At 46.1% G+C, this 23,626-nt stretch carries 18 protein-coding genes; 14 read left to right on the top strand and 4 right to left on the bottom strand.

Annotated elements, in window-relative coordinates:
- Positions 1 to 8: 8 nt before the first annotated feature.
- Complete coding sequence (uvrA, locus tag AOC29_RS10285) at positions 9 to 2,897, bottom strand: excinuclease ABC subunit UvrA (RefSeq protein ID WP_215295894.1); 2,889 nt, start codon at positions 2,895 to 2,897, stop codon at positions 9 to 11.
- Positions 2,898 to 2,934: 37 nt separating this feature from the next.
- Between uvrA and AOC29_RS10280 the strand changes: the two genes are divergently transcribed.
- Together AOC29_RS10280 and ssb are read left to right on the top strand one after the other, a co-directional pair.
- Positions 2,935 to 4,119: an MFS transporter gene (locus tag AOC29_RS10280; RefSeq protein ID WP_215295893.1), complete on the top strand. Its 1,185-nt coding sequence runs from the start codon at positions 2,935 to 2,937 to the stop codon at positions 4,117 to 4,119.
- Positions 4,120 to 4,199: 80 nt separating this feature from the next.
- Positions 4,200 to 4,655 carry a single-stranded DNA-binding protein gene (ssb, locus tag AOC29_RS10275; protein ID WP_215295892.1) on the top strand — a complete coding sequence of 152 codons (456 nt, stop codon included), beginning with the start codon at positions 4,200 to 4,202 and terminating at the stop codon, positions 4,653 to 4,655.
- A 77-nt stretch (positions 4,656 to 4,732) separates the two neighbouring features.
- Here ssb and queF read toward each other — a convergent pair whose 3' ends face one another.
- The 3 genes from queF to ilvA are packed head-to-tail and all read right to left on the bottom strand — an operon-like array spanning position 4,733 to position 8,013.
- Positions 4,733 to 5,560, bottom strand: coding sequence for an NADPH-dependent 7-cyano-7-deazaguanine reductase QueF (queF, locus tag AOC29_RS10270; RefSeq protein WP_215295891.1), 828 nt, complete (start codon positions 5,558 to 5,560; stop codon positions 4,733 to 4,735).
- Positions 5,561 to 5,569: 9 nt separating this feature from the next.
- Entirely contained in the window at positions 5,570 to 6,478 is a 909-nt protein-coding gene (locus tag AOC29_RS10265) for a 5'-nucleotidase (protein ID WP_215295890.1), read from the bottom strand.
- Between the two features lie 14 nt (positions 6,479 to 6,492).
- Entirely contained in the window at positions 6,493 to 8,013 is a 1,521-nt protein-coding gene (ilvA, locus tag AOC29_RS10260) for a threonine ammonia-lyase, biosynthetic (protein WP_215295889.1), read from the bottom strand.
- A 134-nt stretch (positions 8,014 to 8,147) separates the two neighbouring features.
- Here ilvA and AOC29_RS10255 point away from each other — a divergent pair, with 134 nt between their 5' ends.
- From AOC29_RS10255 to pyrC, 12 genes are all read left to right on the top strand, one after another.
- Positions 8,148 to 11,987 carry an FAD/FMN-binding oxidoreductase gene (locus AOC29_RS10255; protein ID WP_215295888.1) on the top strand — a complete coding sequence of 1,280 codons (3,840 nt, stop codon included), beginning with the start codon at positions 8,148 to 8,150 and terminating at the stop codon, positions 11,985 to 11,987.
- Positions 11,987 to 12,385 (top strand): gamma-butyrobetaine hydroxylase-like domain-containing protein, encoded by a 399-nt coding sequence (locus AOC29_RS10250; protein ID WP_215295887.1) that lies wholly within the window; start codon positions 11,987 to 11,989, stop codon positions 12,383 to 12,385. Before AOC29_RS10255 ends, AOC29_RS10250 begins: the two co-directional genes overlap by 1 nt.
- Positions 12,385 to 13,128, top strand: coding sequence for a bifunctional demethylmenaquinone methyltransferase/2-methoxy-6-polyprenyl-1,4-benzoquinol methylase UbiE (gene ubiE / locus AOC29_RS10245; protein ID WP_215295886.1), 744 nt, complete (start codon positions 12,385 to 12,387; stop codon positions 13,126 to 13,128). Before AOC29_RS10250 ends, ubiE begins: the two co-directional genes overlap by 1 nt.
- 67 nt (positions 13,129 to 13,195) lie before the next feature.
- Positions 13,196 to 14,101 carry a Tim44 domain-containing protein gene (locus AOC29_RS10240; protein ID WP_215295885.1) on the top strand — a complete coding sequence of 302 codons (906 nt, stop codon included), beginning with the start codon at positions 13,196 to 13,198 and terminating at the stop codon, positions 14,099 to 14,101.
- Between the two features lie 53 nt (positions 14,102 to 14,154).
- Positions 14,155 to 14,775 (top strand): SCP2 domain-containing protein, encoded by a 621-nt coding sequence (locus tag AOC29_RS10235; RefSeq protein WP_215295884.1) that lies wholly within the window; start codon positions 14,155 to 14,157, stop codon positions 14,773 to 14,775.
- Positions 14,776 to 14,778: 3 nt separating this feature from the next.
- Entirely contained in the window at positions 14,779 to 16,365 is a 1,587-nt protein-coding gene (ubiB, locus tag AOC29_RS10230; RefSeq protein WP_215295883.1) for a ubiquinone biosynthesis regulatory protein kinase UbiB, read from the top strand.
- 52 nt (positions 16,366 to 16,417) lie between these two features.
- Complete coding sequence (locus AOC29_RS10225) at positions 16,418 to 17,071, top strand: DUF502 domain-containing protein (protein WP_215295882.1); 654 nt, start codon at positions 16,418 to 16,420, stop codon at positions 17,069 to 17,071.
- Between the two features lie 15 nt (positions 17,072 to 17,086).
- Positions 17,087 to 18,886, top strand: coding sequence for an aspartate--tRNA ligase (gene aspS / locus AOC29_RS10220; RefSeq protein WP_215295881.1), 1,800 nt, complete (start codon positions 17,087 to 17,089; stop codon positions 18,884 to 18,886).
- 27 nt (positions 18,887 to 18,913) lie between these two features.
- Entirely contained in the window at positions 18,914 to 19,357 is a 444-nt protein-coding gene (nudB, locus tag AOC29_RS10215) for a dihydroneopterin triphosphate diphosphatase (RefSeq protein WP_215295880.1), read from the top strand.
- 24 nt (positions 19,358 to 19,381) lie between these two features.
- Entirely contained in the window at positions 19,382 to 21,205 is a 1,824-nt protein-coding gene (locus tag AOC29_RS10210; protein ID WP_215295879.1) for an ABC transporter ATP-binding protein/permease, read from the top strand.
- Between the two features lie 9 nt (positions 21,206 to 21,214).
- The gene (locus tag AOC29_RS10205) at positions 21,215 to 22,555 is read left to right on the top strand and encodes a glycerate kinase (protein WP_215295878.1); all 1,341 of its coding nucleotides are present in this window, start codon (positions 21,215 to 21,217) and stop codon (positions 22,553 to 22,555) included.
- A gap of 2 nt (positions 22,556 to 22,557) precedes the next feature.
- Positions 22,558 to 23,616, top strand: a complete 1,059-nt coding sequence (gene pyrC, locus AOC29_RS10200) for a dihydroorotase (RefSeq protein ID WP_215297507.1) — start codon at positions 22,558 to 22,560, stop codon at positions 23,614 to 23,616.
- The last annotated feature ends 10 nt before the right edge of the window (positions 23,617 to 23,626 follow it).

Here is a 23,626-nt window from a genome sequence, read left to right as displayed (position 1 = left end):
TTTATTGACTATTTCTTTTTCTTAGCTGCGACGAGTTTGCGAGTGAGTAATGGTGCCAAGTAGTGACCAGTAAAGCTGGCTTCATTTTTTGCTACATCCTCTGGCGTTCCCGTGGCAATGATCTGACCACCACCCGCACCACCTTTTGGTCCTAAGTCAATAATCCAGTCAGCAGTCTTGATCACATCTAAGTTGTGCTCAATGATGACAATCGTATTGCCTTGCTTTTTGAGTGTCTGAATCACCGTGAGTAATAGTTGAATATCGTGGAAATGTAAACCAGTGGTTGGTTCATCCAAGATATAAAGTGTTCGACCAGTATCCCGTTTAGAAAGCTCAAGTGATAACTTCACGCGCTGGGCTTCGCCGCCAGATAGAGTTGTAGCGCTTTGTCCCAGTTTTACATAACCCAAGCCAACATCTAACAGTGTTTTGAGTTTGCGCTTGACTACTGGAACGGCTTCAAAGAATTCATGGGCTTGCTCGATCGTCATCGAGAGCACTTCATGAATGTTTTTACCTTTATAGCGAATATCTAAAGTTTCACGGTTGTAACGTTTGCCATGGCAGACATCGCAGGGTACATAAACGTCTGGCAAGAAGTGCATTTCTACTTTGAGTACGCCATCGCCTTCGCAGGAATCGCAGCGTCCGCCTTTGACGTTAAAGGAGAAGCGACCGGCTTCATAACCACGTTCACGTGAGGCTGGAACACCAGAAAAAAGTTCACGAATGGGCGTAAAGAGGCCGGTATAGGTAGCGGGGTTGGAACGAGGTGTTCTGCCAATGGGAGACTGATCAACACTAATCACTTTGTCAAAGTGTTCTAAGCCCTTCATTGCATCATGTGCAGCAGGCTCTGCATTAGAGCCATAGAGGTGTTGTGCAACTGCATGATGCAGGGTGTCGTTAATCAGTGTAGATTTACCGGAACCCGATACTCCAGTGACGCAGGTTAATAAACCGACTGGAATTTTGGCATGTACTGATTGCAAGTTATTGCCACGCGCACCGATGATTTCTAAAAAGCGATCATTTACCGGAATACGTTTTTGGGGAACTTCAATGGCTTCGCGACCAGCAAGATAGGCGCCAGTAAGGGATTTGGGATTGGCCTCGACTTCAGCAGGCGTGCCTTCTGCAACAATTTCGCCGCCATGAACACCGGCTCCTGGGCCGATATCGATGACCCAATCAGAAGCGCGAATCATATCTTCATCATGCTCAACCACTAATACGCTATTACCTAAGTCACGTAAGTGTTTGAGTGTGCCAATCAAGCGATCGTTATCGCGTTGATGTAGACCAATTGAGGGTTCATCGAGTACATACATTACACCCGTTAAGCCTGAGCCAATTTGACTTGCGAGCCTAATACGTTGGGCTTCTCCGCCCGATAGAGTGTCTGCACTTCGTTCTAAAGAGAGGTAATCAAGACCCACGTCATTTAAGAAACGCAGACGTGCACTGATTTCTTTCACGATCTTATCGGCGATTTCTCTCTTGGCACCTTTCAGTTCAAGTACCTCAAAGTATTCCTTTGCTTCTTTTAGCGGGAGAGCGCTAATTTCATAAATAGCGCGAGATTGTTTCTTCTCACCCACTTTGACAAAGCGCGCCTCTTTGCGTAAACGACTGCCGTTACATTCTGGGCAGGTTTGCACATTTTGATAGCGAGATAGTTCTTCACGCACGGTGACAGAATCTGTCTCGCGATAGCGACGTTCAAAGTTAGCAACGATCCCTTCAAAAGCATGCTCGCGAATGCTATTTTTGCCACGCTCATTAATGTATTCAAAAGGAATGGTGATGTCACCAGAGCCCAACAAGATGAGGTCTTGTTGTTTCTTGCCAAGGGATTCAAATGGTTTTTCCACGTCAAACCCGCCATGTTTGGCAAGAGTTTGTAGTAATTTGAAGTAGAACTGATTACGGCGATCCCAGCCTTTAATCGCCCCAGACGCTAGGGATAAATCAGGATGTGCCACGATACGTTTTGGATCAAAGAAAGATTGATGTCCAAGACCATCGCATGAAGGGCATGCACCCATTGGATTATTAAATGAGAAGAGGCGCGGTTCTAGCTCTTGAAGAGAGTAAGAGCAAACGGGGCAAGCAAACTTACTGGAGAAAATCATCTCTTTACCAGTATCCATATCCACAATCATGGCCTTGCCATCCGCAAGGCGTAGCGCTGTCTCAAAAGATTCAGCAAGACGTTGTTGAATGTCAGGGCGCACTTTAATGCGATCAACAACTACTTCAATGGAATGTTTATCATTCTTTTTGAGGGTTGGTAATTGATCGACTTCAAAAATTTCTGCCTTAGCAACGTTTGCTGTGCCACCGCCGGAGCGCACTCGAAAGCGCACAAAGCCCTGGGCCTGCAGGTCTTGGAAGAGATCAACGAACTCGCCTTTGCGCTCACTTACCACTGGCGCAAGAATCATCAACTTTGTGTCCTCAGGCATAGAGAGCACCGTGTCTACCATTTGAGAGACGCTTTGCGCCTCTAGAGGTAGGTCGTGGTCTGGGCAGTGAGGTGTGCCTGCGCGTGCAAATAGCAAACGCAAATAATCATGAATTTCAGTAACAGTACCCACAGTGGAGCGTGGGTTATGACTTGTTGCTTTTTGTTCAATGGAAATTGCAGGTGATAGACCTTCGATGGTGTCAACGTCGGGCTTTTCCATCAACTGCAAAAATTGACGCGCATAAGCGGAAAGCGACTCGACATAGCGACGTTGACCTTCGGCATAGAGCGTGTCAAAAGCCAGTGAGCTTTTACCTGAACCAGAAAGACCAGTCAGGACGACGAGTTTCTCTCTAGGGATGTCTAGATTGATATTTTTGAGGTTATGGGTGCGGGCACCGCGGATCTTGATTTCGTTATTCATGATTTTTTTGCGTAACTTGTTAATATAGCTCTTTCCCATGAATTCTTCTGAACTTCGCTCCACTCTGGCCTTAGCGGGCATCTTCGGCTTACGTATGCTGGGCCTGTTTTTGCTGTTGCCCGTTTTTAGCATCCACGCCAAAGACTTGCCAGGAGGTGATCAAGCCTTCTTGATAGGGCTGGCACTCGGAATTTTCAATATTGTTCAGGCCTGCTTCCATATTCCCTTAGGCAGACTTTCTGATCGAATCGGCCGAAAAGCGGTCGTTTTATGGGGGTTGTCCTTGTTTGTTGCCGGGGCTTTAATTTGTGCAACCAAAGATGATTTGTTATGGATTTCTATCGGTAGAGGGGTGATGGGCGCCGGTGCAATTTCTGCAGCGGTTTCTGCTTGGGTTGCCGATCTGACTCGAGAGCAGGTGCGCAGTCAAGCGATGGCTTTAGTCGGCGCCAGTATTTCTCTCTCTTTTGCAGTTTCGCTAGTGGTGGCTGCTCCGCTTTATCGCATGATTAGCTTAAGCGGGATGTTTTTTGTATTGGCAATACTAGGTATCTTGGCGATGTTAGTGGCCTATTTTGTATTGCCAAATAACAGACCTGAAGTTCATGCGCAACAAGATTCACTCAAAGTTGTATTTCTTCGCCCAGAGCTCATGCGACTAAATGTAGGTGTATTTGTATTGAATGCTACCCAAGTAGCTATGTTTTTAGTGGTGCCACGTTTATTAGAGCAAGCAGGATTTCCGCTCACTGCGCACTGGCAAATCTATCTCTCAGTGGTTTTACTCTCGTTTGTATTTATGGTTCCACTTTTAGTCTACGGTGAGAAAAAACAGCGCATACGACTTGTTCTGTTAATTGCCATCATTTTGCTGGTTATTGCTGAAATCATTTTCACTCAAGCTGCATCTGTGACTCTCATTACGGTGGCATTGCTGGTCTATTTTGTAGGCTTCAATCTTTTGGAAGCATTACAACCATCATTGGTCACTCGTTATGCAAAAGAATCAAAGGGCACCGCTTTGGGGGTTTACAACACCACACAATCTATTGGCCTCTTTTCTGGTGCGTTGTTAGGGGGTTATTTAATGGATAGCCTTGGCAATGTATCGGTCTTTGCAGTCGGGGCGGCTATGCTAGTTGGCTGGCTTATAATTGCTTGGTCGATGGGTGAAATGCCAGCGAAAGCAGCAGAATCAAAGGGTTTAGCCGCAAAGACATAGCCGTAGCTTCATCAATTTAATTAAAGCGAGCAGTTCATTTTCAGCAGTAATAACAGTGGTATTTTTCTTCGGGAGACAACATGGCTTCGGTAAATAAGGTCATCATCGTAGGTAATGTAGGACGTGATCCAGAAACGCGTTATATGCCAAGTGGCGACGCCGTTACAAACATTTCAGTAGCAACATCTGATCGCTACAAAGATAAACAAACTGGTGAGATGAAAGAAACCACAGAATGGCATCGCGTTGCATTCTTTGGCAAGCTTGCAGAAATCGCTGGCCAGTACCTCAAAAAAGGTTCGCAGGTTTATGTTGAAGGCCGTTTGCGAACACGCAAATGGACTGATGCCAGTGGACAAGAAAAGTATTCTACCGAGATCGTTGCAGAAACTATGCAAATGCTTGGTGGTAAGCCAGTAGGCGGAAGTGGTGATGGTGGTGAAAGCTATGCTCGCTCAAAGCCGGCTGAGCAGTCTGCCCCCGCATCGTCTAATGCCGCATCCCTCGGTGCAATGGACGATGATATTCCGTTTTAGGCAACATTAAATAATGTGGTAGATATCGTAGTGTTAAAAACCCCTTCTAGAATTTTCTACAAGGGGTTTTTATTTACCTACTGTCTTGCGTGTCGAATATTTTCGGGCCAAGGCGAATTATGATCAGTGCGAAATGGGTTGATGTCTAGGCCCCCGCGTCGTGTGTAGCGGGCGTAGACAGAAAGTTTTTCTGGTTTGCACTGTCGTTTGATGTCAGTAAAGATTGTTTCTACGCAATGCTCATGAAACTCACCCAATTGCCTAAAGCCAATCAGGTAGCGCAGTAAGCCTTCTTCAAGAATGGGACGTCCTTGATAACGAATTTGGACGCTAGCCCAATCCGGTTGGCCGGTAACAGGGCAGTTTGATTTGAGTAAGTGCGATACCAAGCACTGCTCAATCGGACCAAACGATTCATTAACACCTAATAGGCTTGAATCTGCAGGCAAGCTTGGATCAATCTCGATATCTAGTCGATCCATCAAGATGCCGCCCATCTCTTGCATTCCTTTTTTGGAAATGATTTCAGTGGGGTTGATGCGAGTAGTGATCTTGCTGCCAGCCACTACTGATAAATCCGCAGTGAGTTTTTCTTTGACTTCATTCTCATCTTCAAAGCGGGCGCTATTGAGACTATTGAGATAGAGCTTGAAAGATTTAGACTCAATCATGTTGGGAGAGTCTGCGGGAATCTGAAACTCAGCCAGGGCAATTTGTGGTTTTCCTTTTTGATTGAGCCAGCTCAGTTCAAATGCGTTCCATATGTCAACACCCACAAATGGCAAAACTTGACCCTCTTTAAGTCCTACCTTCTTGCGGTTCTCAGCCCTGGGAATGGGAAAGAGCAAACTCGGATCATATTGATCTGGATATTGCGTTGATTGTCCAAGTGGAAGCGTTGCCATTAATTACTTTTAGCTTTTAGGTTTATTCGATACACCTGATACGACATGTCCTGTTGGGGCTACGGATGCAGCTGATTGGCAATGGCCCGTTTGATCGTCAAAGAAAAAGTCGGGTTCAAATTCTCGCAAGAACTCACTCTTTGATAAGCCACCTAAGAACATGGCTTCATCGACATCAATACCCCATGCCATCAGTGTTCGAATAGCACGTTCATGTGCTGGGGCAGAGCGTGCAGTGACTAGCGCAGTACGAATGCGCATACCGTTTTCGCTAGTGGAGCGCTGCAGTCTGTGCAATGCTTCCAATAAAGGTTTGAAGGGTCCCGGAGGTAATGGAATGTCGACCTTCTTGCTCTCATGATCAACAAAAGCCTCAAGCCCTTTTTTCTGAAATACTTGCTCGGCTTCATCGGAGAACAGGACTGCATCTCCGTCAAATGCAATCCGAATTTCATTGGGGTGAGACTCAGCAGTTTTACTAGACTCTGGGTAGACTCGCGCAGCTGGGAAGCCTGCATCAATTGTTGCTCTCACATCATCTTCGTTGGCCGATAAGAAGAGGTTGGCATGTAATGAGCGTAGGTAATGGTAGGGAGGGCGACCTCTGGTAAATACGCCACGTTCAAGATGCAGACCATGGTGTTCGGCAGAACGGAAGACGCGCAGACCACTGACGGGATCATTGCGGGAAAGTATCACAACTTCAACCCGTTGCTCACCTTCTTCATTAAAAGCGAGAAGTTTTTTAACTAATGGAAATGCCACCCCTTTTTGAGCGGCCTCACTCAGGCGCTCAAGTTGTAATTTCATATAAGCGCTGTCATCGGTTGACTCAAAGATGCGATTTTCTTCTTCAAAATCAAATAGGGCGCGCGATGAGATCGCAACGACGAGTTTTCCGGTAAGCGTGTATGACATTTAAGAATTACATCTCATTTCAGGAACAGCTGATATGCAGGGTTATTACTTTCATCCCAGTGAGGGTAACCCAATGTTGCCAAGAAGTTTTGGAATTTCTTCTGCTCATTTTTGGGTACCTGGATACCTACCAAAATGCGGCCGTAATCAGCACCATGATTACGATAGTGGAAGAGACTAATGTTCCAGTTAGGTGCCATGCTCTTTAGGAACTTCATCAAAGCACCCGGGCGCTCTGGAAATTCAAAACGGTAGAGCAATTCATCTTTGGCAAGTACAGAGTGACCACCCACCATATGACGTAAGTGCGATTTTGCTAACTCATCATGGGTGAGGTCGATCGTTGCAAACTTCGCTTTACGGAAATGTTTTGCAATGGCTTCGCTATCCCCCGCTTTTTGTGTGCTGATGCCTACAAAAATATGTGCTTCGCTTTGATCACCAATCCGATAGTTAAACTCAGTCACATTGCGTTTACCGAGTAATTCACAGAAACGTTTGAAAGAGCCACGCTCTTCAGGAATCGTTACGGCAAATACTGCTTCGCGGAACTCACCAACGTCTGCACGCTCTGCTACAAAGCGGAGACGGCTAAAGTTCATATTGGCTCCGCAAGCAACGGCTACCAGGGTTTTCTTCTTGAGACGTTTTTTATCAACATACTTCTTCATGCCTGCAATGGCTAGGGCGCCAGCAGGCTCAAGGATGCTTCGGGTATCGGTAAAGACATCATTAATGGCTGCACAGATTTCATCGGTATCGACAGTAATGATTTCATCAACTACTTTTTTGCAGATACGGAAAGTTTCTTTACCGACCAATTTGACAGCAGTGCCATCAGAGAATAAGCCAACATCTTTCATCTCAATCCGTTTGTTCGCTTTGAGAGATTGATTCATGGCATCAGAATCTGAGGCTTGCACGCCGATGACTTTGGTCTTTGGGCTTACTGCTTTGATATATTCGCCAATACCGGATATGAGACCGCCACCACCAATGGCGACAAATACTGCATCGATGGGTTTTTCATATTGAGTAAAAATTTCGTGGGCAATGGTACCTTGTCCAGCGATTACATCTGGGTCATCAAATGGATGAACAAAGGTCAAGCCTCGTTTTTTGCCTAATAGTTCCGCATGTTGAAATGCGTCGCTGTAAGACTCACCCTGGAGAATGATCTCGACCCAAGAACCACCTCTCGCTTTAACGGCATCAATTTTGACGCTGGGAGTCGTCACCGGCATCACGATGACAGCCTTACATTTCATTTTGGCAGCAGATAAGGCTACGCCTTGAGCATGATTGCCTGCAGAAGCCGCAATCACACCGCGTTTTAAAGATTCTGGGGGCAAATGGGCCATTTTGTTATAGGCGCCACGGAGTTTGAAGGAAAAAACCGGCTGGTTATCCTCTCTTTTGAGAAGGACCTGGTTACCCAAACGCTTAGTCAGTTCGGGGGCGAGCTGCAGTTCAGTTTCTCTGGCTACGTCATAGACGCGAGCCGATAAAATTTTCTTTAAATAGTTCGTTGCCATCCAATGAGCGTACCACGGATGGCTCCTAAGCCCTTAGATTTGCAAGGGTTTATCGATTTAGGGAGCAACTTTATCCGTTTGCTGACACTATCAGGTTCGCTCAACTAAAATGCTTATTTATCAAATATGTCGCTATGAACGCACCATTGGCTTTAAACCAGTTGTTGGATGCTGAGGCGGGTTCCCCCCGTCTTCGCGAAATTCCCTACAACTATACCTCCTTTTCTGATCGAGAAATTGTGATTCGCCTCTTAGGTGAGGAGTCGTGGCGGGTTCTCAATGAGTTGCGCGGCGTCCGCCGTACTGGCCGCTCTGCCCGCATGTTGTTTGAAATCCTGGGTGATATTTGGGTGGTTCAACGCAACCCCTTTTTGCAGGATGACTTATTGGATAGCCCAGTTCGCCGCAAACAATTAATCGATGCTCTATGGCATCGCTTGGGTGAAGTTAAAAAGCGTAATAGTGGAGATTCTGCAGAACAGGTCGAAATTTTATTAAGCGCTGCTTATCGCGCCATTGAAAATTTCGAAAATGGATTTAAGGAAGTTGAACAAATTCGTAAACGCGCACGTAAAGAATTAAGCCGCCATACCGCTAGTGACAATATTTGTTTTGATGGCGTATCGCGCGCAGCGCATGTTACTGATGCAACGGACTGGCGTGTTGAGTTTCCACTAGTAGTACTTAAGCCTGATTACGAGTCGGAGATTCCTGGTTTGGTGAAAGCCTGCGTGGCATTGGGTCTCACGATTATTCCTCGTGGAGGTGGCACTGGCTATACCGGTGGTGCGATTCCCTTGTATGCCATGTCTGCAGTGATTAATACTGAGAAATTACAAGATATCGGCGGCGTGAAATCTAAGCCTCTGCCTGGTGTAGCTCATGAGGTCTCAACTATCTTTACTGGTGCTGGTGTTGTCACTCGCCGTGTAGCTGATGCTGCAGAGCAAGCTGGCTTAGTGTTTGCAGTTGATCCTACTTCTGCTGATGCGAGTTGCATTGGCGGCAACATTGCCATGAATGCCGGTGGTAAAAAAGCAGTTCTTTGGGGCACTGCTCTAGATAACCTCGCTAGCTGGCGCATGGTGGATCCAGAGGGCAATTGGCTCGATGTTGAACGCCTTGAGCACAACCTTGGCAAGATTCATGATGTTGCAACCGTGCGCTTTCAGTTAACTTGGTCTGATGGTAATAGCGAGCCTGGTCAGCGAATTCTAAAAACAGAATTGCTCGAAGTAGAAGGCAAGCGTTTTCGCAAAGAGGGTTTAGGTAAAGACGTTACTGATAAATTTTTATCAGGCTTGCCTGGCGTACAAAAAGAAGGTTGCGATGGTTTGATTACTAGCGCAACTTGGATATTGCATCACATGCCAAAATTTATGCGTACTGTTTGCTTAGAGTTTTTTGGGCAAGCGCGCGAGGCCATTCCAAGTATTGTCGAAATCAAGGCTTACTTGGATGGTTTAAGTAAGCAAGGCGGCCCCATTCTGGCTGGTCTGGAGCACTTGGATGATCGATATTTAAGGGCAGTGGGTTACTCCACCAAATCCAAGCGTAATAGCTTGCCGAAGATGGTCTTGATTGGCGATATTGCTGGCGATGATGAAGGAGCAGTCGCAGCAGCTACTAGTGAAGTAGTGCGCATGGCAAACCTGCGGGTTGGCGAGGGCTTTGTTGCAGTGAGCGCAGAAGCTCGCAAGAAGTTCTGGCTCGACCGTGCTCGGACAGCCGCCATTGCTCGTCATACCAATGCATTTAAGATCAATGAAGATGTGGTAATTCCTTTGCCGCGGATGGGTGAGTACACCGATGGGATTGATCGCATCAATATTGAACTATCCCTTAAAAACAAGTTACAAGTTCTCGACGGCCTGGAGTCGTTCTTGAAAAAGAGCGCTTTGCCATTAGGCAAGAGTGATGCGGAATATGAAATCCCTACAGCAGAGATTTTAGGTGATCGGGTACAGCAGGCTCTTGAATTAATTACGAGGGTACGCACTCGTTGGGCTGATTGGCTGACGCAGATGGATACTTACTTTCCACAACTGCAAAACTACAGCTTGCGGGCATCATGGAAAGAGCAAGTTCGTTCTGAATTACGCATTATTTTTGGCGGTCTTGCATTCGAGCCGATATTGGCTGAGCTTGAGGCTATTCATAAAAATATTCTGCGTAAGCGCGTATTCGTAGCATTGCATATGCATGCTGGTGACGGTAATGTACACACCAATATTCCGGTGAACTCTGATGACTACGAGATGCTGCAAGATGCCCATCGTGCAGTCGATCGTATTATGAAGTTAGCCCGCTCCTTAGATGGCGTGATTTCTGGTGAGCATGGTATTGGTATTACGAAGTTGGAGTACCTGACAGAAGCAGAATTAAAAGACTTCCGTAGCTATAAGAATCGTGTAGACCCTGAAGGCAGATTTAACAAGGGCAAGCTGATGCCGCATGCCGACCTGAGCATGGCTTACACGCCAAGCTTTGGCTTGATGGGGCATGAGTCCATCATCATGCAGCAAAGTGATATCGGCGCTATCGCTGATAGCGTGAAAGATTGCTTACGCTGTGGTAAGTGCAAGCCAGTTTGCGCGACCCACGTGCCACGCGCAAATCTTTTATATAGTCCCCGCGACAAAATTTTGGCGACATCATTATTGATTGAAGCCTTCTTATATGAGGAGCAAACTCGTCGCGGTGTTTCAATTCGGCATTGGGAAATGTTTGATGATGTCGCAGCGCATTGCACTGTCTGTCATAAGTGCTTAACGCCTTGCCCAGTCAAGATCGACTTTGGTGATGTGACGATGAATATGCGCAACCTCATGCGTAAAATGGGTCAGCAGCGTTTTAATCCAGGTACAGCAGCATCGATGTTTTTTTTGAATACCACCAGTCCAGAGACTATTCATTTAGTTCGTACGGCTATGATTGGTTGGGGCTATAAGTTACAGCGCTTAGGCAATGATCTTCTGCGTAAGTTTGCTAAAAAGCAAACTGCACACCCTCCTGCAACTGTCGGGAAACCGACCATCACTGAACAGGTTATTTTCTTTGTAAATAAGAAGATGCCTGGCAATTTGCCGAAAAAGACTGCGCGTGCTTTATTGGATATTGAAGATGCAAACTACGTGCCCATTATTCGGGATCCTAAAACAACCTCTGCCGATACTGAGGCGGTCTTTTACTTCCCGGGCTGCGGATCCGAGCGTCTATTTTCGCAAGTGGGTTTAGCAACCCAAGCAATGCTCTGGAATGTTGGAGTGCAGACAGTGTTGCCACCAGGCTATTTATGCTGCGGCTACCCACAGCGCGGTAATGGTGATTTTGACAAAGCGGATAAGATGATTACGGACAACCGCGTCTTATTTCATCGGGTGGCTAATACCTTGAACTACTTAGATATCAAGACGGTAGTCGTATCTTGCGGCACTTGTTACGACCAATTAGCGGGCTATCAGTTTGAGCAAATCTTCCCTGGTTGCCGGATTATTGATATCCACGAATTTTTAGCCGAGAAGGGTGTCAAGCTCACTGGAGTAACAGGCGTGAAATATATGTATCACGATCCTTGCCACTCCCCCATGAAGTTACAGGACCCTTTGAAGACAGTGAATGAGCTCATCCAATTGGAAGACGGAAAAGCGATTGCGAAAAATGATCGTTGCTGTGGTGAGTCTGGAACCTTAGCGGTTACTCGCCCTGATATTTCTACTCAAGTCCGTTTTCGCAAACAAATTGAAATGGAAAAAGCAGCCAATGATTTGCGTCAGGGCGATTTCACTGGCGACGTTAAAGTATTAACAAGCTGCCCATCTTGCTTGCAAGGCTTAACCCGCTTTGATGCAGATAGTAATACTACTGCTGATTACATCGTAGTTGAGATGGCGCAAAAATTACTCGGTGAAAATTGGATGCAAGACTACGTCACCAAAGCTAACCAAGGCGGTATTGAAAGGGTGTTGGTTTAATGATTCCAACGAATGTTGTTGTGCACCAGCAGTCCAAGGTTCTTGAGCTCTCTTATGACGACGGCTCTTCATATCGACTGCCTTTTGAATTATTGAGGGTACTTTCTCCATCGGCAGAAGTTCAGGGTCACGGCCCTGGTCAAGAGACTTTGCAAACGGGTAAGCGCGAGGTATTGATTGCCAGTCTGGAGCCTGTCGGTCATTACGCACTGAAACCCACTTTTTCTGATGGGCATGATTCAGGCTTATATTCTTGGGATTACTTGTATTTCTTGTGCGAAAACCAAGAGCAAGTATGGAAAGAGCATTTGGATAAATTGGCTGCTGCAGGTCTTGATCGTGATGCGCCGATGGTGCAGGCAGGACACTCACATGGCCACTCTTGTGGAAGTCACTAATGAGTAAAACCCACTTTGGCTATCAAAGCGTTGACGAAGCCGAGAAGGCTGGTAAGGTTGCTGAGGTATTTCATTCGGTAGCTAGCAAATACGATGTGATGAATGACTTAATGTCTTTCGGCCTACATCGCGTTTGGAAAAAGATCACGATTGCAAGTGCAAATGTACGTCCTGGCCAAAAAGTGCTGGATATTGCTGGCGGCACTGGCGACCTAGCTAGCGCATTTGCCAAGGCGACGGATTGGGGTCGTAATCCTGATGCTCAAGTTTGGTTGAGTGATATCAATGCTTCAATGTTAGGTGTCGGTCGAGATCGTTTGTTAGACCAGGGCATGGCCTTGCCTTGTGTGCAATTTGATGCGGAAAAAATTCCGTTCCCTAATAACCATTTTGATGTTGTAACCGTTGCTTTTGGTTTGCGCAATATGACTCATAAAGAGCTTGCACTTGGCGAAATGTGTCGCGTGATTAAGCCAGGGGGCCGCGTACTCGTCTTGGAGTTTTCCAAGCCAGATGCCTTCCTGCAACCTGTATATGACCTGTATTCATTTAAAGTGCTGCCTTGGTTGGGTGAAAAAATAGCGCAAGATTCAGAAAGCTATCGCTATTTGGCAGAATCTATCCGCATGCACCCTGACGCGGATACCCTCAAAGAGATGATGCTGGGGGTTGGTTTTGACGAAGTGCAAACCCATAGAATGACTGGGGGTATCGTTGCCTTACATATTGGTATTAAATACTGATAGTTGTATAGTTTTTAAGCTCTTAAAAACTCAAGTATTGAAGAAGTTATTAGAAGGGGTAAAAGCAATGAACAAACATTTTTTTAAAGCAGTTTTATTAAGCTTTACTTTGATATTCGCAACAGTGGGTCACGTTGATGCAGCGCGTCTTGGTGGCGGCAAAAGTATCGGTAAAGCTCCCAGTGCTCCAATTCAAAAGCAAGCTCAACCTGCACAAAAGCAAGCTCAGCAAGCTCAACCTGCAGCTCCAGCACCACAAGCGCCAGCGCCTAGTCGTTTTGGTGGCATGGGTGGCCTCTTAGGTGGGTTAGCTGCTGGTTTAGGTATTGGCTATCTCTTATCGCATTTTGGTCTGGGTGAGGCAGCCTCTTCCCTGATTACCGGTTTGTTGATTGCGGTGCTGGCTGGTTTTGTCATCATGTTTGTGATTCGCAGGTTCTTGCCTGCTATGTCAGGCGCAGGGCAGAATGCAAATGCACCTACCCCTGTTATGCAGCGAGCGAGCCTTAATCAAAATCCCAGACAAGACCCGGCTTTTACTCCTGTAGCAAATGCTTTTGCTGGTATTTCACAGGAGCCTGAGCTATTTCATTCCACGCTGCCACCAGGCTTTGATCAGCAAGCCTTCTTAGAGAATGCAAAACAGTATTTTGTGACCTTACAAAAAGCCTGGGATCAAGGGGACCTTGCTGCATTGCGTGAATTCGCTACCCCTGAAATGTTTGCAACCATTCAGCAGGACTTAGCGGGTCGGACTGATAGCGCCAACCAAACTGATGTTGTGACGATTAATGCGCGGTTATTGGGAATCGAAACTGCAGATGCGCATTACTTCTGCAGCGTTCAGTTCAGCGGTATGATCCGTGAGCAACAGGGAGCGCCAGCCAGTGATTTCTCAGAAATCTGGAATTTAAGCAAGCCAGTAGAGGGTCCTGGAGGTTGGGTACTAGCGGGTATCTCCCAGTTAGTTTAAGCTTTAGGTAATTTCCGTCGGAAAACCCGCACTTGTGCGGGTTTTTTACACTTATGAACACAATATCCTCTTCAACCCATACGATTGCTGCCGGAGCTGCTTGCCGAGGAATTAACCACGTCTTGGGGCGAGAGCCATGGGCGTGCGCTGAGCTAGCAAAGCATGCAGAGAAGACGGTACTTATTCAACTTCCTTTTGGGCGCTTGTGTTTTGAGATTAATCCTGTTGGACGCTTAGAGGTCTTAAGAGAGTTGGAAAGCCCTACACTTGCCTTAGAGGTGTCTGTAAAAGCGATGAGTGATTTGGTGGCTAGCCCTGGCAATTTAAAGGAACAAGCTTTCAAAGCTGTCAAAATTACTGGTGATGCAGATTTGGCTCAATTGATTGGACGTTTAGCGGGCCAGTTGCGCTGGGAATATGAGGAAGATCTGGCGCGTATAGTTGGTGATGCGCCTGCAAATTTTGCTGTCAGACAAGGTAAGAAATTTGTTTCTGCTACGCGTTCTGCCGCCAGTGACTTATTGGACAATGTGATTGAGTATGTCAGTGAAGAGCGAAAGATCCTTTTAAATAAACGCGATTTTATGGTTCGCAAATCCGAGTTAAATGACTTACGCGATTCAGTAGATCGTTTAGAAAAACGTATTCAACTCATAGAGCAAAAGGTTAAATAAATCGTGCGTCGAATTGCTCGTCTCTGTTTTATATTTTTTACTGCTTGGCGTTATGGTTTATTGCCTTTATTGCGCGATGTTCTTAAATCAGGAGTTGGCCGTAGCTTTTTGACAGTCGTTTGTTGGACTTCTCCTGGTACTAAATTACCAAGAGGAGAGCGCATTCGCTTAACCCTTGAAGCGCTTGGTCCGATTTTTGTAAAGTTTGGACAAGTGCTTTCCACGCGTCGTGACTTGTTACCAGAAGATATTGCCAATGAGTTGGCAAAGTTACAAGATCAAGTACCGCCGTTTTCTAATGCAGAGTCTCGTCGTTTAATTGAAGAGGCTATTGGTCAGCCTATCGAAGAGGTATTCATTAGCTTTGATGCAACCCCGGTAGCAAGTGCCTCGGTTGCACAAGTGCATTTTGGAGTGTTGCGCGCCACCGACAAACATCCTGAATGGGCCCATAAAACGGTAGCGATCAAAGTATTGCGCCCTGGTATCTTGCCAGTAATTGAAGGTGATCTGGCCTTGATGTATGACTTAGCAAAAGTCATTGAAAAGAGTTCTGAGGATGGTCGTCGCTTGAAACCGACTGAGAACGTTGCAGAGTTTGACACTTACTTGCATGATGAATTAGATCTGATGCGCGAGGCAGGAAACGCAAGTCAATTACGTCGCTATTTTGCAGATTCTAAGAAGTTGATGATTCCAGAGATGTATTGGGATCTATGTCACACCAATGTCATTGTGATGCAAAAAATGGATGGCATTTCAATTGGACGCACCGCAGACTTGCGTGCAGCTGGCGTAGATTTTAAGAAGTTGGCAGCTGATGGCGTAGAGATATTTTTCACACAAGTATTTGAGTACGGATTTTTCCACGCAGATATGCATCCTGGAAACATCATGATTAGTTTGGAGCCAGAAACTTTTGGCCGATTTATTTCTTTAGACTTTGGAATCGTTGGCGCTCTCAGCGAATCGGATAAGAATTATTTAGCGCTGAACTTTTTGGCGTTCTTTAATCGTGACTATCGCCGCGTTGCTGAACTTCATATTGAATCTGGTTGGGTTCCGGCGAATACGCGCGTTGAAGAATTAGAGGGGGCTGTGCGTTCTGTTTGTGAGCCTTACTTTGATCGTCCACTCAAAGAGATTTCTCTTGGAATTGTGTTGATGCGTTTGTTCCAGACCTCACGTCGCTTTAAGATCGAAATACAGCCTCAATTGACCCTGTTGCAAAAAACACTCTTAAATGTAGAAGGGTTGGCGCGTGAGCTAGACCCAGATTTGGATCTTTGGAAAACCGCTAAGCCAATTTTGGAAAAATGGGTTGATAAGCAGCTCGGTTGGCGCGGTTTGCTGGACGGGCTGAAGGAAGAGGCGCCTACTTGGGCCAAAATTCTGCCTACTTTGCCGCGTTTAATTGCTGATAGTTTGGCTCAAAGCCGTCATCAAACAAAAGACCAAAATGGCGAATTAGAGGTCTTAAAAGCCCTTTTGCTTGAAGAAAGACGTACTCACCGCCTGATAGCTGGGGCTTTGCTCTTTGCTGGAGGATTTTTGGCTGGAATTTTGATCATCAGCCTAGGCATTTATTAGCCTCTCGCCGATTGGCTCCTTAACCGCTAAAATAGCAGGTTAGGCAAAACACATGAAAAAATACTTTATCGCTGGCATCCTGGTTTGGGCACCATTGTCAATCACCGTTTGGGTGATTGCCGGGGGCTTGGGTTTACTCGACGGTGTTTTTGGTTCGGTAATGCACGCCATCATTATGGTTCTTCCCCATGATGCTGCAATAGATGTCCAACACTTCCGCGACCTCCCAGGCGTTGGAATTGTGATTGTAATTGCAGTGATTATGTTCACCGGACTACTGGCAATTAGTTTTGCTGGCCAGTGGTGGTTAAAGATTTGGGATAAGTTTGTCAATCGCATTCCGATTGTTCGTTCCATCTACTCAAGCGTTCAACAAGTTTCTTCCACTTTATTTTCTGGAAATGGTCAGGCCTTTAGTAAGGCTCTGTTGATTCGTTATCCTCATGCGGACTCTTGGGTGATTGCATTTCAAACCGGCACGCCTGCAAAAGAAGTGACGGCTAAGCTCGGCGAAGACTACGTCAATGTATTTTTGCCCACCACGCCAAATCCTACCTCCGGATTTTTTATGATCGTACCTCGTGCGCAAACGATTGAGTTGGAGATGAGTGTAGAAGAGGCATTGAAACATATTGTTTCCATGGGCTCGGTTCCACCAAATAATTCTAGTGCTCTGACTTCACATGAGTCACCACGCCATTTTTGATTTTAGGAAATTGTTATGTCAATGCGTAGCCATACTTGCGGCCAAGTAACCGATTCACTGATTGGTCAAGAGGTCACACTCTCAGGCTGGGTTAACCGCCGTCGTGACCACGGAGGCGTCATCTTTATTGACTTGCGTGATCGCGAAGGTTTTGTGCAGGTAGTTTGTGATCCAGATCGTCCGGAGATGTTTGCCCTTGCTGAGCAAGTGCGCAATGAGTTCTGTATTCAGATTAAAGGTTTAGTTCGCGCACGCCCTGCTGGCACAGAGAATACAGATTTGGTTAGCGGTAAAGTAGAAATTCTCTGTCACAACCTGGTTATTGTGAATGCTTCTATTACTCCGCCGTTCCAGATTGATGATGAGAATTTATCCGAGACCACTCGTTTGACTCATCGTGTATTGGATTTGCGTCGTCCGCAAATGCAAAAGAATCTACGCTTGCGTTATAACGTTGCAATGGAGTGCCGCCGCTATTTAGACGAAGCGGGCTTTATTGATATTGAAACACCGATGCTCACCAAGAGTACGCCTGAAGGTGCGCGCGACTATTTGGTTCCATCCCGTGTGCATGATGGCCAGTTCTTTGCTTTGCCACAGTCTCCCCAGTTGTTTAAGCAGCTATTGATGGTGGCTGGTTTTGATCGTTACTATCAAATTACCAAGTGTTTCCGGGACGAAGATTTACGTGCAGACCGTCAACCAGAATTTACCCAAATCGACTGTGAAACGGCTTTCTTGAGCGAGATTGAGATTCGCGATCTCTTTGAAAACATGATTCGTCATATTTTTAAGAAAACCATGAATGTGGAATTGCCTAATCCATTTCCAACCATGCCTTACTCAGAGGGTATGGCGCGTTTTGGTTCCGATAAGCCAGATTTGCGTGTCAACTTTGAATTCACTGAATTGACAGATTTGATGAAAGACGTTGATTTCAAGGTCTTCTCAGGTGCAGCTAATCAAGAAGGTGGCCGAGTAGTGGGCTTATGTGTACCAGATGGCGCCGAGATCAGTCGTAGTGAAATTGATGACTACACCCAGTTTGTCAGTATCTATGGCGCCAAAGGTTTGGCATGGATCAAAGTGAATTCTATCGCTGAAGGCCGCAATGGTTTGCAATCACCGATTGTGAAAAACTTGCATGATGCTGCGATCGAAGGCATCTTGAAACGGACTGGTGCTAAAGACGGCGACATCATTTTCTTTGGTGCTGATAAAGAAAAAGTGGTGAATGATGCCATCGGCAACCTGCGCTTGCGTATTGGCCACTCTGCTTGGGGTAAAGAGCATGGCCTCTTTACCGAAGCATGGAAGCCATTGTGGGTAGTAGATTTCCCGATGTTTGATTACGACGAAGGCGAAGCCCGTTGGGTTGCTTGCCATCATCCATTCACCAGCCCGAAGGATGAGCACATGAAGTACCTCGAGTCTGATCCAGGCAAGTGCTTGGCTAAGGCTTATGACATGGTTCTAAATGGTAGTGAAATCGGCGGCGGTTCTGTTCGTATTCACCAAGAGGCGGTACAAAGTCAGGTTTTCCGCGCATTGAAGATTGGTGCTGAAGAAGCTCAAGCAAAGTTTGGCTTTTTATTAGATGCACTTCAATACGGTGCGCCCCCACATGGCGGTATTGCCTTCGGCTTAGATCGTATTGTGACCATGATGACTGGTGCTGAGTCCATTCGTGATGTCATTGCTTTCCCTAAAACACAACGTGCACAATGCTTATTAACCCAAGCGCCTAGCCCAGTAGATGAGCGTCAGTTGCGTGAGTTGCATATCCGCTTGCGCCAAGCAGCGCCGGCTGTTTAAAACAATTCAAGCCGTATCCGCGCTATCTTGAAAATCCCTATCTCGGTTTTAGTCGTTATCTACAAATCGAATAGGGATGTTTTATTGATAGAGCGCGCTGATCGTGTAGGCTTTTGGCAATCGGTTACTGGTAGCTTGGATAGGTCAGATGAAGATTTAGCTCAAGCGGCTACCCGTGAGGTTTTCGAAGAAACGGGGATTGCCGTTGACCACCTGCCAGCAGATGCGCTGCGCAATTTGCATCACCAGATCGAATATGAGATCTATCCAGAGTGGCGCTTTCGATATGCGCCTGGTGTCACTAGAAATACTGAACATTGGTTTGCGCTGCAGGTTCCAGAAAATACTTCCATTCAGCTTTCCCCAAGAGAGCATGTTGCTTATGAGTGGTTGCCATTTGCAGAGGCAGCTCAGAAATGTTTTTCTCCTAGCAATGGTGAAGCGATTCTGAAATTGTTTTCAGCGAACTGAACTAGAAGCGAATAAGATAGAGCGATGAGACATTCATCGGGACACCATCACGGTAGCGCAGATTCCAAGCCCTCACAGGGAAGTGACTGGAAGGTTATTCGCGATTTAATTCCCTATCTACTGGAATATAAATTTAGAGTTGCGATTGCTCTGGCTTGCTTAGTGGCTGCTAAGGTTACTAATCTAGGCATCCCTATTTTGCTGAAGCGTTTAATTGATGATTTAAACCTCAGGGCGGACTCTCCACAAGTCTTACTTGTAGTTCCAGTGGGGCTCATTCTGGCTTACGGGCTCCTCCGAATGGCTGCCTCCTTGTTTGCTGAGTTGCGTGAGTTTCTCTTCGCTAGGGTGACCCAAAATGCTGTCCGCAAAGTGGCTCTCCAGGTCTTTGAGCATTTACACGCTTTGGCGCTGAGCTTTCATCTGGCTCGTCAAACTGGAGGAGTCAGTCGGGATATTGAACGTGGTACTCGAGGTATTCAGTCGCTAATCTCTTATTCCCTCTATAGCATCCTACCAACGCTTGTTGAGTTCATTTTGGTGTTGGGCTATTTGGCGTACTCATATGATTTTTGGTTTGCAGCAATTACCTTATGCGCTTTGGTTTTCTATATCGTATTTACTGTAGTAGTCACTGAGTGGCGTACCCATTTTCGCAAGACTATGAATGACATGGATTCAAAGGCGAATCAGAAAGCCATTGATTCTTTATTAAATTTTGAGACGGTAAAGTATTTTGGTAATGAGGCTTTTGAAGCTAGTCGTTACGACAAAAATTTAGTGCGCTACCAGGCCGCTGCTATTAAGTCGCAAAAATCTTTAGCAGTTCTCAACTTTGGACAGCAAACAATCATTGCCATTAGCTTAGTCTTAATTTTGTGGCGCGCTACACTCGGTGTAGTAGAAGGCACCATGACTCTTGGCGACCTTGTATTAGTAAACACTTTAATGATCCAGTTGTATATTCCACTCAATTTCTTGGGTGTGATTTATCGCGAGATCAAACAGTCTCTAACGGACATGGAGCGAATGTTTTCATTGCTCAATACCGATAAAGAGATTGCTGATTCACCGAATGCACATCCATTACGAATCGATCATCGTGGTCACGGGCCAGACGTCCGTTTTGAGAATGTATCTTTTCATTACGATGCTAAGCGTGAAATTTTGCGTGATGTCAGCTTCAACATTCCCGCCGGTACTATTACTGCGGTTGTGGGTCAAAGTGGTGCAGGCAAGAGTACCTTAGCTAGATTGCTCTTTCGATTCTATGATGTGCAGTCTGGAAAAATCTTGATTGATGGTCAAAATCTTCAAGATGTGACGCAGGCAAGTTTACGTAAGGCCATTGGCATCGTTCCCCAAGATACGGTTTTGTTCAATGACACCATTGGTTACAACATTGCCTATGGTGATCCTTCAGCAACAATTGATGAAGTTCATGAGGCTGCAAGGGCAGCGCAAATCGATGGCTTTATTAAACGTTTGCCTGAGGGTTATGAGACCCAAGTGGGCGAGCGGGGCTTGAAGTTATCAGGTGGCGAAAAGCAGCGTGTGGCAATTGCCAGAACTTTACTTAAAAAACCCGCAATGTTGATTTTTGATGAGGCTACTTCAGCTTTAGACTCTAAAACGGAGAGGGCTTTTCAGGAAGAATTACTCGGTTTAGCCAAAAATCGAACAACTCTGATCATTGCACATCGACTTTCAACCATTATTCATGCCGATCAAATCTTGGTGATGGATCATGGTCAGATTGTGGAGCGTGGCACTCATCCTGAGTTACTGGCTGCTAATGGGAGGTATGCCGAGATGTGGCAAATGCAGGAACGAGCGGCACTTGATTAGAATAGCTTCATGACGCAGCAAATCAATCTATCACTTACTACAGAGGCTATTCTCAAGAATGCCTTTGCTGCTGCCGTATCGGTAGCCGATCCGCAGGTGATTGTCCCGCAATACTTAGCAAAGATATTTCCATTTGGGCAGGAGCCACAAGGTAAATGCTTGGTAGTTGGTGCCGGCAAAGCAAGTGCATCTATGGCAAGTGCCCTAGAGTCTTATGCAAAAGCAAGCTGGCCCCAGACAAAGATAAATGGTGTGGTTCTGACGCGCTATGGCCACAGCTCTCCAACGTCTCACATTAAGATTGTGGAGGCTGGTCATCCGGTACCTGATCAAGCTGGTATGGATGGCGCAAAGGAAGTGTTGGCTTTGGCTAATGAACTTCAAGCTGGGGATGTCTTAATTGCTCTGGTGTCAGGCGGCGGCTCTAGTCTTCTAACCTTGCCGGTCGAGGGCATTTCGATTGAAGATATGCGCAAGACTACTGAGGCACTCCTGCGCAGTGGTGCACCGATTGAAGAGATGAATATAGTGCGCAAACATTTATCAGCAATTCTGGGTGGCAACTTAGCAAGGGTTGCGATTGCGCGCGGTGCTCGTGTTGAAGCTTTATTAATTTCAGATGTGACTGGGGATTCTCCAGCAGATATTGCGAGCGGTCCTTGTGCTGCTGACTATTCAACTTATTTAGATGCACTGAATATCTTAGAAAAATATCGCTTGGGTCATGACACCATACCTACAACTGTTTTGACTCATCTCAAGCAAGGTTTAGCCGGAGAGAAGCCAGAAACCTTAAAAGACATTGATTTGGTAGATGCGCAAGTAGCCAATCATGTGATTGCTACCGCATATAAAAGTTTAGAAGCAGCAGCTGATTATGTACGTACTCAAGGATATGAACCTGTTGTTCTGGGTGACACCATTACCGGTGAAGCTCAAGAGGTTGGAGTGAGTCAAGCAAATTTGGTTCGTGAGTATTTAGCCAAAGGTGACAAGCCCTTGGCTCTTATTTCTGGTGGTGAATGCACGGTAACGATTCCTGCAGGGCTTAAGGGGCGCGGCGGCCGTTGTAGTGAATATCTCTTATCTCTTTTTGCTGCTAGTGCAGATTTATCCAAGATTGCTGCCTTAGCCGCAGACACCGACGGTATTGATGGTAGCGAGAAAAATGCCGGCGCATGGTTTGATGGTGAAGTTCGAAAACTAGCTCAACCTCAAGGACTTGTGCCAGAAACATTCTTGGCGGCACATGATTGCTACGGTTTCTTTGCAGAATTAGGGGCTTTAGTGGAAACTGGCCCTACACTCACAAATGTGAATGATTTCCGCATTATCTTGCTCGATAAATAATGATGTCCAATAGTCCCATACAAATTGAATTAATTCAGCCAGACGATTGGCATTTACACATTCGTGATGGCGAAGTAATGAAGGATGTATTAGCTGACACTGCTCGTCAATTTGCACGCGCGATCATCATGCCAAACCTGAAGCCACCAGTCACTACCGTGGATTTGGCCAAGGCTTATCAAGCTCGCATTGAATCGAATTTGAAATCATTAGGTATTGGCAGTTTTACGCCGCTGATGACTTTATATCTAATTGATAACACTTCAGCAGATGAGGTGCGTAAAGCTAAGGCAGAAGGCATAGTTGGATTCAAGCTATATCCTGCAGGTGCTACGACAAATAGCGATGCGGGTGTTAGTGATATTAAGCGTTGCTATCAAGCTTTAGAGGCGATGCAAACTGTTGGAATGCCTTTGCTAGTGCATGGTGAAGTGACTCATGCTGACGTTGATATCTTTGATCGCGAAGCTGTATTTATTGATCAAGTTCTGGAGCCATTGCGCAAAGATTTTCCTGAGCTCAAAATAGTGTTTGAGCACATTACGACAAAACAGGCGGCGCACTATGTGCGTGATGCCTCAACTGACGGAAAGAATACGATTGTTGCGACGATCACCCCACAGCATTTGCTCATGAACCGCAATGCGATCTTTGCTGGCGGTATTCGTCCACACAACTACTGTTTACCAGTACTCAAGCGTGAAGAGCATCGCGTTGCCTTGCTAGAGGCTGCTACTAGCAGCAATCCTCGTTTCTTCTTGGGTACCGATAGCGCGCCACATGCGAAGGGCGCTAAAGAGGCTGCTTGCGGTTGTGCTGGTTGCTATAGTGCATTTAATGCTTTGGGTTTATATGCTGAGGCATTCGAGAGTGTTGGTAAATTGGATAAATTGGAAGGGTTCGCCAGTTTCTTTGGTCCTGATTTTTATTCTTTGCCACGCAATAGTAAAAAAATTACTCTTTCCAAACAGGCGCAAAGTATTCCTGCAGAATTGCCTTTAGGTGATACGACGATTGTGCCGCTACGCGCAGGCGAAACAATCGCCTGGTCGCTGATTTAAATCTACATAC

This window comes from Polynucleobacter sp. JS-JIR-5-A7 (assembly GCF_018687935.1).
Classification (GTDB): Bacteria; Pseudomonadota; Gammaproteobacteria; order Burkholderiales; family Burkholderiaceae; genus Polynucleobacter.
Note: the sequence above shows the minus strand (reverse complement) of the source record. Positions and strands in the feature narration are given on the sequence as shown.